We start from the raw sequence: 16,675 nt of genomic DNA on the forward strand, positions 1-16,675 counted from the left end.
TTACCGCGTGTTCATCAGCATTGATAAGTGTCAATTAGGGCGTGCTGATCGGCCGCGCGCAGGCCCCCTCCGAGGTGGGATGGCCTGCGCGCGGCGCTGCAGGCACAATCCTGCCTCGACCTTCCACGGGATGTTTCAGATGCATGACTCCATGGGGCCGAGCGCCTGGGGCAGGATCTTCCTGCCCTTTGCGCTGGGCTATTTCCTTTCCTACCTGCTGCGCACGGTCAATGCCGTGATTTCGCCGGCGCTCACGGGGGAGCTCGGCCTCTCGGCGGCCAATCTCGGTTTGCTCACGAGCACCTATTTCCTCGCCTTCGGGCTGGCCCAGATCCCGGTCGGCATGGCACTCGATCGTTATGGCCCGCGGCGGGTGGAGGCGATCCTGCTGCTGGTTACCGCGGCGGGCGCGGTGCTGTTCGCACTCGGCGAATCGCTCGCCGTGCTCGGCGCCGGGCGTGCGCTCATCGGACTGGGGGTTTCGGCCTGCTTGATGGCAGCGCTCAAGGGTTTTGCGCTGTGGTACCCACCCGAGCGCCAGAGCTCGATGACCGGATTCATCATGGCTTCCGGCGCGATGGGCGCGCTGGTGGCGAGCGCACCGCTCGAGGCCGTGCTGCCGATCCTGGGCTGGCGCGGCGCGTTCTGGGTGGTCGCTGCACTTGCAGTGGTGGCCGCACTGACCATCCACCGCTCGCTGCCCGATGCGCGCTCGAGCGGTCCGCGGGGCAGCCTGGGCGACGGCCTGCGCGTGGTCGCGGGGATCTACGTCTCTCCCGCGTTCTTGCGCTATGCCGCATCTTCGGCCTTCTTCGTGGGCGGCTTCATGGCGATGCAGAGCCTGTGGGCCGTGCCCTGGCTGATGAACGTCAATGGCTTCGACCTTGCAGGGGCGGCGCGCATGCTGGTCGTGCTCAACCTCGGCAGTCTGGTCGGACAGTTGTCGATCGGTTTCCTGGGCGTGCGCCTCGCACGCCTCGGTGTCGGGCCCATGGCCTTGCTGCGCTGGGGTTATGCGCTGTTGGTGCTGATCCAGTGCGCGATCCTGTGGTCGGTCGCGCCGCCGGCAGTGCTCTGGTTCGCCTACGGCATGTTCTCCGCGGTGAACTCGCAGACCTATCTTGCGGCGTCGAGGGACTTCCAGCCCGCGCTGTTCGGCCGCGTGAGCACGGCGATCAACCTGATGGCCTTTGCCGGTGCCTTTGCCGTGCAGTGGGGGCTGGGCGGGGCACTCGACCTGTTGCAGGCCAGTGGGCACTCGATCGAGGCGGCGCTGTGGGTCAGCTTTGCAGGGCTGATCGCGCTGCAGGCGGTGGCCTTCCTGCCCCTGCTGCGCAAGGGCGGGCGCCCTGCGGCCTGAGTCGTGCGCGTGGTCTCAGGCGGCTAGCCCGCAGGCCACGCCCGAGGACCACGCCCACTGGAAGTTGTAGCCGCCCAGGTGCCCGGTGACGTCGACAACCTCGCCGATGAAGTACAGGCCAGGTACCTGGCGCGCCTCCAGCGTCTTTGACGACAGTGCGCGGGTATCGACCCCGCCCAGCGTGACCTCGGCCTTGGCGTAGCCCTGGGTGCCCGAGGGCGTCAGCTGCCAGCCCGACAAGGCGGCGGCGATCGTGCGCAGCTCGGCGTGGCGGTACTGGTTGAGCGGGCGCTGCCAGTCATGCAGTTCGCACCAGGCGTGGGCGAAACGCCGCGGCAGGCGTTCGGCGAGCAGGTTGGCGAGCAGCGTCTTGTCCTGGGCGTGTGCCAGCAGCCAGTCTTCGGCGTCGATGCCGGGCAGCAGGTCCAGGCTGACCGGGGCCCAGTCACCGGCATCGTAGGCCTGTTGCTGCCAGTAGCTCGACACCTGCAGTATCGACGGGCCGGACAGGCCACGATGGGTGACAAGGGCGGCCTCGCGGAACACCGGGCCGCGGCACTGGGCCTCCACCTCGAGTGAGATCCCCGCAAGCGGTGCGAGCAGTGCGAGCGTTTCCGGCGGCAGGGTCAGCGGCACGAGGGCAGGGCGGGGCGCCACCACCGGCAGGCCGAACTGCTCGGCCACACGGTAGCCGAAGGGGGTGGCGCCGATCTTGGGGATGGCCAGGCCGCCGCTCGCGATGACCAGGCTGTGGGCGGAGAAGCTGCCCTGCGTGGTGGCGACGACAAAGCGCTCCGCTTCGTCGCCGCTGCGTGCGACGCCTTCTACCGTGGCGGGCATGGCCCACTCGACGCCGCCGTCATCGCAGCGCGCGCGCAGCATGTCGATGATGTCCTGTGCAGAGTCGTCGCAGAACAGCTGGCCCCAGTCGCGCTCGTGATAGGCGATGCCATGGTGCTCGACGAGTTCGACGAAGTCGCGCGCACCATAGCGCGACAGCGCCGAGCGCGAGAAATGCGGGTTGCGGCTCAGGTAATTGTCGGCACTGACACGGCGGTTGGTGAAGTTGCAGCGCCCACCCCCGGAGATACGGATCTTCTCGGCGAGCCGGGTCGCGTGATCAACCAGCAGCACGCTGCGGCCACGCAGGCCGGCAGTCGCTGCACACATCATGCCTGCAGCACCCGCACCAATGACGATGACGTCGAAACTGCGCCGGCCGGATTGCGGAAATGGCTTGCTGGCGTGCTTCACGGCCTTACCTGTGGCTGCAAAGCGGCGCAGAATACGCCTTGTTCCGCAGTGCGGCAATCAGGAGCGGCCTTGGCCGGTCATCAGCATGACCTGCATGCTTCAAGCTTCTGAAGTCATCCAACAAATTCAGGACCCAGAGGAGTACACACATGCCCGATCCCACGACCGACCCGAATCCGGCCTCTCTCAGCGGTCGCCGGCCTCGTCGGGCGCTGTGGCTCGGCGGCGGCCTGCTCGCACTCGCCGCGCTGCTTTACCTGGTCGTGCCGCCGCTGGCGCGCCAGCAGGCGGAGACGATCCTTAGCGAAAAGCTCGGCCGCGAGGTCCGTGTCGAGCGTGTGCTGATCAATCCCTTCCGCCTCACGGCCGAGGTCGGTGGCTTCAGTGTCAAGGAGGCCGATGGCAGCGCCGATGCGCTGGCGTTCGAGACCCTGCGTGTGAATCTCGAGCTGGAGTCGCTCGTTCGGGGCGGGGTCGTACTGCATGAACTGGCCCTGATCGGGCCGAGACTGCGCGTGGCGGTCGATGAGCAGGGCGGACACAACTGGGCCGACGTCATCGAGCGCTTGGCTGCGCTTGGCGGTGAGGACAAGGGCGATGCCGGCCCGATGCTGTTCTCGGTGGGCAACATCCGCATCGCGGGCGGGCTGCTCACGGTGGACGACAAGGCGCGCGGACTCACGCACGAGCTGAGCGAGATCGGACTGGGTGTGCCATTCCTCTCCAACCTGCCGGTGCGTGTCGATGTGTTCGTACAACCCTCGCTGTCGGCCAAGCTCAACGGTGATCCCCTCCTGCTCAGTGCGCGCACCAAGCCTTTCGCGGATTCGTACGAGACGATTCTGGATGTGGTGCTGCAGCAGTTCGACCTCGCGCCCTGGCTCGCCTACCTGCCGGCGGAAGTGGGGGTGCGCCTGCCGTCTGCACTGCTCACGACCAATGTCGAGATCTCCTTCCGCCAGCCAGCGGGGGCAGCCCCTGAGCTGGCGCTGCGTGGGCCGCTCAAGCTCGAACAGGTCGTGCTGCAGGATCGCGATGGCGCTCCGCTTGCCAAGGTGGCCGAGGCTGAGCTCGAGTTCGCCGATGTGCAGCCGCTGATCGGCCGTTGGCAGTTCACCCGGCTGCGGCTTGCACAACCCGAGGTGGATGTCATCCGGCGAGCCGATGGCAGCCTCAACCTCGCTGCGTTGATGCCGCCCGCGCACGGGGCGACGACTAGTGGCGCGGCAGCCGTGCCGGCGGAGGGCGGTGGCCAGCCTGCACCCGCTGCCGCATCTCCGGCACCGGCGGTGGATTTCCTGCTTGCGCTGGCGCGCGTTCGCGATGGCGTGATCCGCTTCGAGGACCAAGGCGTGGGTGGCCCGTTCCGCATGCGCATCGAAGCCATCAACCTCGACATGCGCGACCTTGCCAGCAGTGGCGATCTGCCCGCCGAGCTGCGGCTCGACTATCGCACTGACGCGGGTGAGCAGTTCGTGCACGAAGACCGGCTGCGGCTCCAGCCCTTCGAGTTTGCCGGGCAGACTCGATTCGATGCGTTGCAGCTCGCCCGCTATGCACCTTACCTGGCGGCTGCGCTGCCGGGTGGCGAGTTGCGTGCGGGGACGCTGTCGGGGGCGGCGAACTACCGCGTCGTGCTGGGTGAGGATGGGCAGCCGAAGGTGGAACTGAGCCTCGGTACGCTTGCATTGCGCGAATTTGCGTTTGCCCTGAAGGGCGCCAAGGAGCCAGCAGTTCGGGTGCCTGAACTCGACCTGAGCGAAGCGGTGCTCGACCTCGAGGGGCGCAGGCTGCGGCTGGGGGCGCTGGACGTCAAGGGGGCGGCAGTGGCCGCAGTGCGACTGCGCAACGGTGATCTCGATCTGGTGCGGGCGCTGTCGGGCCCGGCTCCCGAGCCCCGCGCCGCTGCAGGCAGACGGAAGCAGCCCCAGCCGCCGCCTCAGCCCGATTGGGTGGTGGAGCTCGACAAGCTCGCGCTCAAGGCAGCGTCGCTGCGCCTGGAGGATCGTAGCGTGGGGCGCCCGGTGGTTACCACGATCGACGACATCGATTTCGAGCTCGAGGGCTTTTCGAGTGCAAAAGGGAACACCAGCCAGTTCAAGCTCGACTCGCGGCTCAACAAGCGTGGCCGGGTGGCGGTTTCGGGGCCGCTCTCGCTGACGCCGCTGAAGGCCGAACTCCGGCTCGACCTGCGCAGCGTCGACCTCATGCCCCTGCAGCCCTATGTGCTCGAGCAGACCAAGATCGCGATCTCGCGCGGAAATCTCACCACGCAGGGCCGGCTCAACCTGCAGACCGGGCGGCGGGGACAGTTGCTGGCGAGCTTTCGCGGTGACCTCGGGGTGGCCAACTTTGCCTCGGTCGACCGCCTCAACGCGACCGACTTCGTGCGCTGGCGCACCCTGCGCGTCGGCGGCATCGATGCCCGCCTCGAGCCCTTCTCACTGGCCATCCGGCGCGTGGCGATCGACGACTTCCATACCCGGCTCATCCTCGACGAGGAGGGGCGCCTGAACCTGCGCGAGATCGGTGGGGGCGGGTCGCAAACGGCAGCCACGCAGTCCGCGCCACCGACCTCCAGCACTGGGGGGAGCTCAGCTGCCGCGTCGCCAGTGCAGGGCCCGGATGCGGTGGCGGCAGACGGGCCGCCTCCGCCGCCCGTGCGTATCGACCGCATCGAGATCAAGCGTGGCAATGTCGCGTTCAGCGACCGCTTCATACGGCCGAACTACGACGCCAACCTGACCGGCCTTGCCGGCGAGATCGTCGGCCTGTCGACCTCGTCGGACACCATTGCCCGGGTCGAACTGAGCGGAGAGGTGGACAAGACCGCGCCGCTGTCCATCAGCGGCGAGCTCAACCCGTTCCGCCAGGACGCCCATCTCGACATCGTCGCCAAGGTCAAGGACTTCGAGCTCACCGGCCTGTCCAGCTACTCGGGCAAGTATGTTGGCTACGGTATCGCACGTGGCAAGCTGTCCGCCGAGCTCAACTACAAGATCGAGGACCGCAGGCTCACCGCCACCAACCAGATCTTTCTCGACCAGCTCACCTTCGGCGACAAGGTCGACAGCCCGGATGCGGTCAACCTGCCGGTCCAGCTCGCCGTGTCGCTGCTCAAGAACAGCCGTGGCGAGATCGATCTGCACCTGCCGGTGAGCGGCACCCTGGATGATCCCGAGTTCAGCGTGTTCGGCCTGGTCGTGAAGATGTTCTTCAACCTGATCGGCAAGGCCATCACCTCGCCCTTCACCCTGCTCGGCGCGGCGTTCGGCGGTGGCGAGGAGTTGTCGCATCTCGAGCTCGCGCCCGGTAGCGGTCGGCTGGATGAGGCCCAGCAGGACAAGCTCGCCAAGCTGGCGCAGGCCTTGGCCGAACGTCCTGCGCTGCGGCTCGACGTGATTGGCCGTGCCGACCCCGCCTCCGACCTCGACGGCCTGCGCCAGGCCGGGTTGGACAATGCACTGCGGGCGCAGAAGCTCAAAGCGCTGATCGCACGTGGCGAGGAGGCGCCGTCTCTCGACGACATCGAGGTTGGCGCAGACGAGTATCCGGCCTTGCTCGAGAAAGCCTACAAGGCGGCCGACATCAAGAAGCCGCGCAACCTCGTCGGCCTGGTGAAGGATCTCCCCGCCGCCGACATGGAGGCGCTGCTGCGCGCCAGCGTGAGCGCGTCGGAGGCGGAGTTGCGCGCACTTGCCCAACGGCGCGCACAGGCTGTACGCGAGTGGATGATTGCGCAGGGGGGCATCCCGGGCGAGCGCATCTTCGTGCTCGAGCCCAAGGTCGAGCCCGTGGCCGAGGGCGGCCAGGTGCAGTTCTCGCTGCGCTGAACGGGCTGCAGTGGTGGCGCTCAGCGCAGCTTCACGACGGGCTCGCCGAGGTTGAGGTTGCCGACGCCGTCCTTGCCCTGAATGAGCATCTTGCCGACCGGATGTTCCGCCTTGCACGGCGACAGGCGGCGTCCGTCCATCTCGAAGCGCGCCAGCTCGACACCGTCGAGCGGCGGGGAGTAGGTGGCGGTGAGTTCGCCGTGGTAGTTGTACTCGAAGTCGCCGGTGAAGCGCGCCTCGATCCGGGCCTGGCTCCCCCGCACCGTGCATTCGGCGCGGTAGTAGCGGTAGTGCGCGTCCTTCGACCACGATTCGCCGCTGCAGGCCGGCTCTTCGTGCCCCGGGCGGCGCAGGATCGGCGCGGGCGTCGAGCCCAGGCAGACATGGAAGCTGGCGACCCCGGCCGCCTCCGTGGCCGGCGCCGTGTTGATCAGCCACAAGCCCGGCAGGCGTGCAGGGGCGTCGATCGGGGTTGCCGCGAGGGCTGCGGTGCTGGACAGGGTGGCAATCAGGAGCAGGACTGGGCGCATGGCCGGTCTCCGGGGGGACGGGTTGATGGGGTCGAAACGTAGCGGCGACAGCTTATCAGGCGTGTTCCGGCAGGCGATTTGAGCCAGCGCAAGAAGTGCGCGCCCGTGCAACGAGGGACAGGGACTGGCGCATTCGGAGGCCTTGCCTCGCCACCTACAGCATCCCCATTTCCAGGCGTGCCGCCTCGCTCATCATTTCCCGGCTCCAGGGCGGATCCCACACCAGGCTCACCGTCGCCTCCGCAACGCCGGGGATGGTCAGCAGCTTGTCGCGCGCTTCGTCCGCGATCAGCGTGCCCATGCCGCAGCCTGGCGCGGTGAGGGTCATGTTGACGGCAAGGCGGAAGCGCCCATCTGCCAGCGCTTCGGCCGTGCATGCGTAGACCAGGCCGAGATTGACGATGTCGATCGGTATCTCGGGGTCGTAGCAGGTGCCGAGCTGTTCCCACGCCGCGCGTTCGATGCCTGCAGCGTCGAGTGCGCCGTCGGCAGCGGGCGGGGGTGGCGGGGGCAACTGCGGCTCGAGGCCGAGCGCGTCGGCGTTGCGCTCATCGATACGGTAGAGGTTGCCTCCGCTCATGACCGTGATCGAGCCGCCCAGGCGCTGGGTGACCAGCGCGTAGCTGCCTTCCTCCAGCGTCTGGGGCTGGCCCCAGGGCACGCTCACCGCCGCGCAGTCGCGCTGCAGGATGCGGGTGTCGGTTTCGCCGTAGCGTTCGCCCATGATCTGCTCCTGTGCCGCCTCATCGGTTGGCGGCCTTGGTTCATTCGGTATGTGCCGTGGATGCCTCACCGGTCAAGGCGTTGTGCAGCGTGTGCCAGGCCAGGGTGGCGCACTTGACCCGCGCCGGAAACTCGCGCACACCGGCGAGTGCGGCGAGCTTGCCGAAATCGCGCTGCGGGCCGGGCTCGTCGCGCGCTGCGGTGAGCAGGGCGTGGAAGTCGCGAAACAGCGCTTCCACCTCGGCAAGCGGGCGGCCCTTGATCGCCTCGGTCATCAGCGACGCCGAGGCGGTGGAGATGGCGCAGCCGTGGCCGACGAAGCTGGCGTCATGAACGATGCCATCGGATACCTGCAGGTAGACCGTGAGCTGATCTCCGCACAGGGGGTTGTGGCCGTCGGCGTGGCGGTTGGCGCCGGGCATGGGGCGGTAATTGCGCGGGCTGCGGTTGTGATCGAAGATCACCTCCTGGTAGAGCTCGCGCAGCATGTCGTCCTTGTCGTTCATCACGCGCCCCTGGTGCCGAACATGCGTTGCGCCTTGTGGATGGCGGCGACGAGCGCGTCGATGTCGGCCGGGCTGTTGTAGAGGGCGAATGAGGCGCGCGCAGTGCCGGGGATCCCCAGGCGTGTCATCAGCGGCATCGCACAGTGGTGGCCCGCGCGGATCGCCACGCCTTCGCTGTCCAGGATGGTGCCGAGGTCGTGCGGGTGGATGCCATCGACCAGGAAGGACAGGATGCCCGCCTTGTTGGCCGCCGTGCCGACGAGGCGCAGCCCGCGGATGTCGGCGAGCGCGGCGGTGGCTTGTTCGAGCAAGGCGTGCTCGTGGGCTGCGATGCGTTCGAGCCCGATGCCGCGGACGTATTCGATCGCCGCGCCGAGGCCGACCGCACCGGCGATGTTCGGGGTGCCGGCCTCGAAGCGTTGTGGCGAGGGCGCAAAGGTGGTGTGCTCGAAGGCGACGGTGCGGATCATGTCGCCGCCGCCTTGCCAGGGCGGCATGGCGTCGAGCAGCGCGCGACGGCCGTAGAGGGCGCCGATGCCGGTCGGGCCGTAGAGCTTGTGCCCGGAGAAGGCGTAGAAGTCACAGCCGATGGCTTGCACGTCGACCGTCGTGTGGGCGACGGCCTGCGCACCGTCTACCAGGACGACAGCCCCTGCGGCGTGCGCCTTGGCGGTCAGCTCGGCGACCGGCAGCACCGTGCCGAGCGCGTTCGACACATGGGTGATCGCGACCAGGCGGGTACGCTCGCCGAGCAGGCCATCGAAGGCGAGCATGTCGAGCTCGCCATTGATCTCCACCGGCACGACCTTGAGCACCGCGCCGGTCTGCTCGCACAGGAGCTGCCAGGGCACGATGTTGGAGTGGTGCTCCATGTGGGTCACCAGGATCTCGTCGCCCACCGTGAGACGTGGCCGCCCCCAGCTCTGTGCGACGAGGTTGATCGCCTCTGTGGTGCCGCGGGTGAACACGATCTCTTCTGCGCTGGCGGCATTGAGCAGCCCTTGCACGCTCGTTCGCGCAGCGTCGTAGAGCTCGGTCGCATGCTGGGACAGCCAATGCACGCCGCGGTGGATGTTGGCGTTCGAGTGGCGGTAGAAGCCGCGCTCGGCCTCGATCACGGCATCGGGCTTCTGCGTGGTTGCGCCGTTGTCCAGGTAGGCCAGGCGCTTGCCGTGCACCGGCCGCGACAGGATCGGAAAGTCGGCCGCGCGCTGCAGCAGGGCAGGGCGGGTGGCCGGTGCGCTTTGAAGGGTGTGCATACTCACTGCAGGGCCTCCATCCGTGCGCCGCCCGGCAGGCTCGACAGCAGCAGGCCACGGCCGCGCTTGCGCACGGCGGCGTGGGCGATGCGTTCGATGACCTCGGCGGCAAAGGCATAGGTCAACAGTTGGCGCGCATGGTCGGTGTCGATGCCGCGCGCGCGCAGGTAGAAGAGGGCGTCCTCGTCGATCTGGCCGACAGTGGCGCCGTGGGCGCATTTGACGTCGTCCGCATAGATCTCGAGCTCCGGGCGGGCGTCGGCCTCGGCCAGCCTGGACAGCAGCAGGTTGTCGCAGCGCTGTATGGCATCGGTACGCTGTGCGTCCTGGGCGACGATGATGCGTCCGGCGAACACACCGCGCGCGTTGCCGTCGACCAGGCCACGGTAGTACTCGCGGCTGGTACCCAGCGGCCTGGCATGCTCGATGAGCGTGTGATGGTCGACATGGCGCCTGCCATCGACGTGATACAGGCCGTTGAACAGTGTCTCGCAGCCTTCGCCGGCGAAGCGGGTGCGGATGTCGTTGCGCGCCAGGCGGGCGCCGAAGGACAGCGAGTGCGAGGCGAAGTAGGCGCCGCGTGCCTGTTCGGCTTCGATCTGCGCGAGATGGATGGCTTGCGCGTCCTGCTGCTGCAGTTTCACGTGGGTGATGCGGGCGTCCTGCGCCGCCTGCACCCGGGTGACGATGGTGCCGAGCGTGGCGCCGCCGCCGACATGGTGCTCGACAACCGTTGCCTCTGAATTGGCATCGGCCACGATCAGGTTGCGCAGGTGGGTGTCGGCCGCGCCGGTGGCGCCGATGAACACCAGGTGCAGCGGTTGCTCGAGCGCGGTGCCGCGCGCCAGATGCACGAAGGCGCCGTCGCTGCATAGCGCCAGGTTCAGTGCGTAGGGGCTGGCGCTGTCGTCAGCGCTGCCGAAGGCGGCCTCGGCCGCATCGGGGGCGCTGTTCAGCGCCTCCGACAGTGCGCCTGCCTTCACGCCGGCCGGCAGCATGCCGGTAACCGACAGGGCTGGCGCGAACCGTCCGTCTACGAACACCAGCCAGTGGTCGCCCTCATCGAAGGCCGCGCGCAGCGTGGCCAGTGCGAACGCAGGGTGGGGGGCAAACTCCGGCGCCGCCAGCGCCTGCTGATCGAGGAACGCGAGCGAGGTGTGGCGCCAGCCTTCCAGCCGGCTCGTCGGCCAGCCGAGATCGGCGAAGCGCGCGATCGCGTCGGCGCGGCGACGCGCCAGCCAGGGCAGGGCAGCGCCGGGCAGCTGGCTGGCGCGCTCGCGCTGGCGGGCGACCCAGGCGTCGATCGTGCTCATGACCGTGCTCCTGATGCAGCCGCGGCGGCCTTGCCGTCGGCGTCGATCCAGCCGTAGCCGTGCGCTTCCAGCTCCAGCGCCAGTTCGCGACCGCCCGAGCGCACGATGCGGCCCTGCGACAGCACGTGCACCTTGTCGGGCACGATGTAGTCGAGCAGGCGCTGGTAATGGGTGATGACGATCATCGAGCGCTCGGGCGAGCGCAGACGATTGACGCCCTCGGCGACGATCTTGAGCGCGTCGATGTCCAGGCCCGAGTCGGTCTCGTCCAGCACTGCGAGCCGGGGTTCCAGCAACGCCATCTGCAGGACTTCGTTGCGCTTCTTTTCGCCGCCGGAGAAGCCCTCGTTGACCGAGCGGTAGAGGAATTCCTCCTTCATGCCGACCGCCTTCATCTCGGCCTTCACCCGCGCGAGGAAGTCCATCGCGTCGTACTCGGGCAGGCCGCGGTGGCGGCGCACCGCGTTGACCGCAGCCTTGAGGAAGTAGGCGTTGGACACGCCGGGGATCTCGACCGGGTACTGGAAGGCGAGGAAGAGCCCGGCGCGCGCGCGTTCCTCGGCAGGCAGGGCGAGCAGGTCGGTGCCGTCCCAGTCCACGCTGCCGTCGGTGACGGTGAAACTGTCGCGCCCGGCGAGCACCTGGGCCAGCGTGCTCTTGCCCGAGCCGTTGGGGCCCATGATGGCGTGCACCTCGCCGCTGCCCACCTCCAGGTTCAGACCCTTGAGGATGGCCTTGCCGTCGACTGCCGCGTGCAGGTTGTTGATCTTCAGCATGTTTTCTCTCCCGATTTCAATTCCATATCTCGCCTGAGGCCCCTGCACGACAAGCGTGCGGCTACCGGCTCCGCCGTAGGAGCGGCGCCAGCCGCGAGCCTTTCCCGCGGATAGGCTGCGCCGCGTCGCCTTGAACCCCTCGCGGCTGGCGCCGCTCCTACGAGGACCTGCGGGGCCGATCTATCCCATTTCGGTTTAGCCGACGCTGCCTTCGAGGCTCACGCCCAGCAATTTCTGCGCTTCCACCGCGAATTCCATCGGCAGTTCCTTGAACACCTCGCGGCAGAAGCCATTGACGATCATCGACACAGCGTCCTCTGCACTGATGCCGCGCTGCATCGCATAAAAGAGCTGGTCCTCGCCGATGCGCGAGGTGGTGGCCTCGTGCTCGACATGCGCTGTGGGGTGGCGTACCTCGATGGTGGGGAAGGTGTGCGCCGCGCAGCGATCGCCGATCAGCAGCGAGTCGCATTGCGTGTAGTTGCGCGCACCTTCCGCCTTGGGCGTGACGCGTACCAGGCCGCGGAAAGTGTTGCTGCCGCGCCCGGCCGAGATGCCCTTGCTGAGAATGGTGCTGCGGGTGTTGCGCCCCATGTGGATCATCTTGGTGCCGGTGTCGGCCTGCTGCAGGTTGTTGGTCAGCGCCACCGAGTGGAAGTCGCCCACCGAGTCGTCGCCGCGCAGGATCACGCTCGGGTACTTCCAGGTGATCGCCGAGCCGGTCTCGACCTGCGTCCAGGAGATGTGCGAGCGCGCGCCGCGACAGTCGCCGCGCTTGGTGACGAAGTTGTAGATGCCGCCCTTGCCGTCCTTGTCGCCCGGGTACCAGTTCTGCACGGTGGAATACTTTATCTTGGCGTCGTCGAGCGCGATCAGCTCCACCACCGCGGCGTGGAGCTGGTTCTCGTCGCGCATCGGCGCGGTACAGCCTTCGAGATAACTGACCGAGGCGCCTTCCTCGGCGATGATCAGCGTGCGCTCGAACTGGCCGGTATCGCGGGCGTTGATGCGGAAGTAGGTCGACAGCTCCATCGGGCATTTCACGCCCTTGGGGATGAAGACGAAGGAGCCGTCGGAGAACACTGCGGAGTTGAGCGCAGCGTAGAAGTTGTCGCCCGGCGGCACCACCGTGCCGAGGTACTGGCGCACCAGCGCCGGGTGCTCCTTCACCGCCTCGGAGAACGAACAGAACACGATGCCGTGCTCACCCAGCTCCTTCTTGAAGGTGGTGGCCACGCTCACCGAGTCGAACACCGCATCCACCGCCACGCCAGCCAGGCGTGCGCGTTCGTGCAGCGGCACGCCGAGCTTCTCGAAGGTGCGCAGCAGTTCCGGATCGACCTCGTCCAGGCTCTTGGGGCCGTCCTTCTTCGACTTGGGTGCCGAGTAATAGACGATGTCCTGGAAGTCGACCGGCGGAAACTGCACCGCGGCCCAGAGCGGCGGCGTCATCGTCAGCCAGTGGCGATAGGCCTCGAGCCGCCAGTCGAGCAGCCATTCCGGCTCGCCCTTGCGCGCCGAGATCGTGCGGATGACGTCTTCGGACAGCCCCTTGGGCACGGTGTCGGTCTCGAGCCGGGTTTCGAAGCCGGCAACGTAGTCCTGCTCCAGAAAGGCACCGAGTGCTTCATTTCTCGTGGGGGCGTTCATGCTCGCTTCTCCTTGTCGGTGGCTACTGCGTGCGGGCCGAGGATGAGGTGTTCGTCCGGACCCTTGCCGCAGCCCTGCGGCTGGATCATGTCGGCGACGCTGACGTCCTGGAGTGCGTGGCGCACCACCTTGTTGATGCGAAGCCAGTTGTCACGGATGCGGCAACCGTCTTCCATATTGCACAGGCCGCTGCTCGCACTGCACTCGGTGAGCCCGAAAGGGTGCTCCTCGAGTGCGTCGATGATTTCGGCGACGCTGATCTGCTGCGGCGGGCGCGCCAGGCTGTAGCCGCCCTGCGCGCCGCGCTGGCTGGTGACAAGTGCACCGCGTCCAAGCGTCTTGAGCACCTTGCTGACCGTCGGCACTCCCAGCCCAAGCGCGTCGGCCAGCCCCGCGGCGCTGAACACCCTGGTGGGGTCGCGGGCCATGTGGGTGAGGATGAGCGTGCCGTAGTCGGTGAGCTTGCTGATGCGCAACATGTCTGTGGGTTCCGGGGTCTGTGTTTAAAGAGTACGAAAATGGTGCGATATAGTCAAGCGCTGCAGTCTATAAAGAAAGGAGTGCGATCCAACCTCGTCCTTCTCAAGTGGAGGCCTTGCTGCCGATGCGCCACATCACGCGCTTCGAATGGCCCTATCCCGTCTCACTTGCATTCCCGTTGCTGGGTCTTGCTGGGCTCGTGGTGTGGTGGCCTGTGTCGCTCTGGCGCTGGCCAGCCCTTGTCGGCGCGCTCGCCGGCCTGGCTGGCTGGACCCTGCTCGAGTATGTCCTGCACCGTTTCGTGCTGCATCGCATCGAGCCCTTTCGCACCTGGCATCTGGCCCACCACGCCGACCCATCGGGCCCGATCCGGGTGCCGGTAGCCTTCAGCCTGGGGTTGTTGCTGGCGGTCCTGGGCGTGCCTGTGCTGCTGCTCGGGGCGGACGGGATGGCCGGCCCAGTGTCCGCGGGGCTACTGTTGGGGCAGGTCGTGCAGGAGAGCGTGCATGTGAGGCTGCATGCACCGGCTGATGCAGGCGCGGGGCTGGCGCGCCTGTGTGCGCATCACGCCTACCACCATCAGTGCGACGCCGAGCGGGCGTTCGGGACGCTGACCTTGTTCTGGGATCGCTGTCTTGGCACCGCACCGCCCGCACGGTGAGGGAGAAGGCGGCGGGGGGCGGATGCGGTGGAGGGGCTCAGCCGAGGCTTTCGGTCTTCAGTACGGCCTGGACTGCCGGACGCTCGGATACACGTGCCACAAAGGCGCTCAGGTGAGGCCACTGCGCGAGGTCGAGCTGGATATAGCGCGCCCAGCTCAGGACGGTGAACAGATAGGCGTCGGCGACGCTGAAGTCATCGCCCATCAGATACGTCTTGCCGGCCAGTTGGGCGTCGGTGTAGCCCAGCCGGCGTTCGAGGTTGGCGCGTGCCAGCGCCTTCCAGTCGTCCTTTGCGGCCGGGTTGAAGAACGGGCTGAAGGACTTGTGCAGCTCGGTGGCGATGAAGTTGAGCCAGCCCTGCAGCTGATAGCGGGCGATCGTGCCGTTGGCGGGGGCGAGCTTCCTGCCGGGGGCCTGGTCTGCGATGTACTGCAGGATCGCCGGCCCTTCGGTCAGCAGCACGCCGTCGTCGAGCAGCAGGGCAGGGACGTAGCCCTTCGGGTTGATGACATTGAAATCTTCGTTCTGTGCCGTGCGCTTGGTCTTGAGGTCGACCGATTCCGTCTCGTAGTCGAGTCCGGACTCTTCAAGGGCGATGTGCGGGCTCAGCGAGCACGCGCCGGGCTTGAAATAGAGCTTCATGGGGGGCTGTCTCCACCAGGGGGAAGGAGCTGCCTATTATGCCCCTGCGGGCATTCCCGAGGCACCGGTTGCGGGCTCACCGCCGGTACGTCTGTGCGCTTGAACCTCGAGCCAGTCCGGCTGTACCCTGGCCGCCCGCAGTCGCAGTGCCGCGGCGTGGCTCAACCCTTGAAAACCTCACACCCCTGGAGCTCCGACATGATCCCTGCGTTGCAGCGGGCGGTGGTATGACCTCGCGCGAGACGGCTCCGGAGGCTGAAACGCATAGGCTCCCTGGCGGAGCACCCACGAGCCTGTGGGCCGACCTGCGCGCCGCGCTGCGCGGCACCAACGCCGACTACACGCGCATTCCGCTCAAGCGCGCGGTGTTCCTGCTGGCCGTGCCGATGATGCTGGAGCTGGTGCTCGAGTCGACCTTCGCAGTGGTCGACATCTTCTTCGTCGCCAAGCTCGGCTCGTCGGCGGTGGCGGCCGTCGGCCTGACCGAGACCTATCTGTTCCTGCTCTACTCGATCGCGATGGGGCTGGCGATGGCGGTCACGGCGATCGTCGCGCGGCGGGTCGGCGAGCATCGGGGCGACGAGGCCGCACTGTCGGCGGTGCAGGCCATCGCGGTGGCGGTACTGGTGTCGCTGCCGTTTGCCGTGGTGGGTATCGTCTGGGCGCAGGATCTGCTGCGCTTGATGGGGGCGGACGCCTGGGCCGTCGAGCACGGCTACCGCTACACCCAGTGGATGCTCGGCGGCAACGCGGTGATCATGCTGTTGTTCGTCATCAACGCCATCTTTCGCGGTGCGGGCGATGCAGCGGCGGCGATGCGCGTGCTGTGGGTCGCAAACGCCTTGAACATCGTGCTCGATCCGATCCTGATCTTCGGCCTCGGGCCGATCCCGGCGCTCGGCATCGAGGGCGCGGCGATCGCAACCAACATCGGCCGTGGCGTGGGCGTGCTGATGCAGCTGTGGATCCTTGTGCGCGGCAGCGAACACTTGCGTATCTGCCGAGCCAGCCTGCGCTGGCATGGTGCCACCCTGATGCAGATCGTGCACACCTCGCTGGGCGGCATCGGACAGATGATCGTTTCGATGACGGCGTGGATCTTCCTGATGCGCATCCTCGCCAGCGTATCGACCGAAGCGGTTGCCGGGGCGACGATCACGATACGCATCATGATGTTTACGCTGATGCCGGCCTGGGGCATGTCCAACGCTGCGGCCACGCTGGTCGGGCAGAACCTCGGCGCGGGCGAGCCCGAGCGCGCAGAGGCCGCCGTGTGGCGTATCGGCTGGATGAACATGGCCTTCACGCTCGCCGTGTCGGTGGCCTTCTTCTTGCTCCACGACGAACTCGTCGCACTGTTTTCCGATGACCCTCAGGTCATCGCCATCGGTGGCGAATGGCTGGCCATTCTGGCGTATTCCTACTTCGTCTATGGCTGGTGGATGGTGTCGGTGCAGGCCTTCAACGGTGCGGGCGACACGATGACGCCGACCTGGATCAACCTCGTGTTCTTCTGGCTGATCCAGATCCCGCTCGCCTGGGCGCTAGCACTGCCCCTGGGGTGGGCGCACTCGGGTGTGTTCTGGGGGGTGTTCGTGTCGGAGACCGCGGTCGGGCTGTTTACGCTGTGGCTGTTCAGCCGTGGCCGCTGGAAGACGGCAAAGGTCTGATGATGGGGGCCGGATGA

14 protein-coding genes are annotated in these 16,675 nt (G+C 67.4%); 4 read left to right on the forward strand and 10 right to left on the reverse strand.

Features of this window, described 5'->3' with window-relative positions:
• The first annotated feature begins 139 nt into the window (after window positions 1-139).
• On the forward strand, window positions 140-1,360 hold the full coding sequence (locus B447_RS04775; protein ID WP_232431528.1) for an MFS transporter: 1,221 nt from the start codon (window positions 140-142) through the stop codon (window positions 1,358-1,360).
• A 15-nt stretch (window positions 1,361-1,375) separates the two neighbouring features.
• On the opposite strand, the gene B447_RS04780 is transcribed toward B447_RS04775, so the two are convergent.
• Window positions 1,376-2,614 carry an NAD(P)/FAD-dependent oxidoreductase gene (locus tag B447_RS04780; protein WP_002937172.1) on the reverse strand — a complete coding sequence of 413 codons (1,239 nt, stop codon included), beginning with the start codon at window positions 2,612-2,614 and terminating at the stop codon, window positions 1,376-1,378.
• Between the two features lie 149 nt (window positions 2,615-2,763).
• Between B447_RS04780 and B447_RS04785 the strand changes: the two genes are divergently transcribed.
• Complete coding sequence (locus B447_RS04785) at window positions 2,764-6,447, forward strand: DUF748 domain-containing protein (RefSeq protein WP_002937176.1); 3,684 nt, start codon at window positions 2,764-2,766, stop codon at window positions 6,445-6,447.
• A gap of 20 nt (window positions 6,448-6,467) precedes the next feature.
• Here B447_RS04785 and B447_RS04790 read toward each other — a convergent pair whose 3' ends face one another.
• From B447_RS04790 to B447_RS04825, 8 genes are all read right to left on the reverse strand, one after another.
• Window positions 6,468-6,977, reverse strand: a complete 510-nt coding sequence (locus tag B447_RS04790) for a DUF3617 domain-containing protein (protein WP_002928295.1) — start codon at window positions 6,975-6,977, stop codon at window positions 6,468-6,470.
• Window positions 6,978-7,131: 154 nt separating this feature from the next.
• Window positions 7,132-7,701 (reverse strand): putative Fe-S cluster assembly protein SufT, encoded by a 570-nt coding sequence (gene sufT / locus B447_RS04795; protein ID WP_002928297.1) that lies wholly within the window; start codon window positions 7,699-7,701, stop codon window positions 7,132-7,134.
• Between the two features lie 40 nt (window positions 7,702-7,741).
• Entirely contained in the window at window positions 7,742-8,206 is a 465-nt protein-coding gene (gene sufU, locus B447_RS04800; RefSeq protein ID WP_002937177.1) for a Fe-S cluster assembly sulfur transfer protein SufU, read from the reverse strand.
• The gene (locus B447_RS04805; protein WP_002937178.1) at window positions 8,206-9,465 is read right to left on the reverse strand and encodes a cysteine desulfurase; all 1,260 of its coding nucleotides are present in this window, start codon (window positions 9,463-9,465) and stop codon (window positions 8,206-8,208) included. The genes sufU and B447_RS04805 overlap by 1 nt, the downstream gene beginning before the upstream one ends.
• A gap of 2 nt (window positions 9,466-9,467) precedes the next feature.
• Entirely contained in the window at window positions 9,468-10,778 is a 1,311-nt protein-coding gene (sufD, locus tag B447_RS04810; protein WP_002937179.1) for a Fe-S cluster assembly protein SufD, read from the reverse strand.
• Window positions 10,775-11,554: a Fe-S cluster assembly ATPase SufC gene (gene sufC / locus B447_RS04815; RefSeq protein WP_002937180.1), complete on the reverse strand. Its 780-nt coding sequence runs from the start codon at window positions 11,552-11,554 to the stop codon at window positions 10,775-10,777. The genes sufD and sufC overlap by 4 nt, the downstream gene beginning before the upstream one ends.
• A 195-nt stretch (window positions 11,555-11,749) precedes the next feature.
• Complete coding sequence (gene sufB, locus B447_RS04820) at window positions 11,750-13,204, reverse strand: Fe-S cluster assembly protein SufB (protein WP_002937182.1); 1,455 nt, start codon at window positions 13,202-13,204, stop codon at window positions 11,750-11,752.
• Window positions 13,201-13,683 (reverse strand): SUF system Fe-S cluster assembly regulator, encoded by a 483-nt coding sequence (locus B447_RS04825; RefSeq protein ID WP_002937184.1) that lies wholly within the window; start codon window positions 13,681-13,683, stop codon window positions 13,201-13,203. Before B447_RS04825 ends, sufB begins: the two co-directional genes overlap by 4 nt.
• Before the next feature lie 125 nt (window positions 13,684-13,808).
• Between B447_RS04825 and B447_RS04830 the strand changes: the two genes are divergently transcribed.
• Complete coding sequence (locus tag B447_RS04830; protein ID WP_002937190.1) at window positions 13,809-14,345, forward strand: sterol desaturase family protein; 537 nt, start codon at window positions 13,809-13,811, stop codon at window positions 14,343-14,345.
• A gap of 37 nt (window positions 14,346-14,382) precedes the next feature.
• On the opposite strand, the gene gstA is transcribed toward B447_RS04830, so the two are convergent.
• Window positions 14,383-14,988 (reverse strand): glutathione transferase GstA, encoded by a 606-nt coding sequence (gene gstA, locus B447_RS04835; RefSeq protein WP_002937194.1) that lies wholly within the window; start codon window positions 14,986-14,988, stop codon window positions 14,383-14,385.
• Window positions 14,989-15,215: 227 nt separating this feature from the next.
• Between gstA and B447_RS04840 the strand changes: the two genes are divergently transcribed.
• A complete protein-coding gene (locus tag B447_RS04840) occupies window positions 15,216-16,658 on the forward strand; it encodes an MATE family efflux transporter (RefSeq protein WP_002937197.1) in 1,443 nt (480 codons plus the stop codon).
• Window positions 16,659-16,675 lie beyond the last annotated feature (17 nt).

The sequence above is a fragment of the Thauera sp. 27 genome, assembly GCF_000310125.2.
GTDB classification, from domain to species: Bacteria; Pseudomonadota; Gammaproteobacteria; order Burkholderiales; family Rhodocyclaceae; genus Thauera; species Thauera mechernichensis.